At 67.0% G+C, this 558-nt stretch carries 1 protein-coding gene; it reads left to right on the top strand.

Annotation, left to right across the window (positions count from 1 at the left end):
• The coding region (locus AAHM40_RS27035; RefSeq protein ID WP_342247445.1) for a proline dehydrogenase family protein at positions 1 to 558 on the top strand (558 nt) is incomplete at both ends.

Genomic DNA, 558 nt, shown 5'->3' with positions numbered 1-558 from the left:
GTTTCCTACATCGCCTGCGCGCGCAAACTGCTGGGCGTACCGGAAGTCATCTACCCGCAGTTCGCCACCCACAACGCCCACACCCTGTCGGCCATTTACCAGATCGCCGGCCAGAACTACTACCCGGGCCAGTACGAGTTCCAGTGCCTGCACGGCATGGGCGAGCCGCTGTACGAGCAAGTGGTGGGCAAGGTCGCCGACGGCAAGCTGAACCGTCCGTGCCGCATCTACGCACCGGTCGGCACCCATGAAACCCTGCTGGCCTACCTGGTCCGCCGCCTGCTGGAAAACGGCGCCAACACCTCGTTCGTCAACCGCATCGCCGACCACAGCATCTCCATCAAGGAACTGGTGGAAGACCCGGTTGCCAGCGCCGAGGCCATGGCCAGCGTCGAAGGCGCCCTGGGCCTTCCGCACCCGCGCATCCCGCAGCCCAAGGCCCTGTACGGCGACGCCCGCGTCAACTCCAGTGGCATCGACATGGCCAACGAACACCGCCTGGCGTCCCTGTCCAGCGCCCTGCTGAGCAGCGGCCACGCCGACTGGCGCGCCCAGCCG

The organism is Pseudomonas sp. OTU5201 (genome assembly GCF_038440135.1).
GTDB lineage: Bacteria > Pseudomonadota > Gammaproteobacteria > Pseudomonadales > Pseudomonadaceae > Metapseudomonas > Metapseudomonas resinovorans.
The sequence above is the reverse complement of the archived record's forward strand: the minus strand, read 5'-3'. Positions and strand labels throughout refer to the sequence as shown.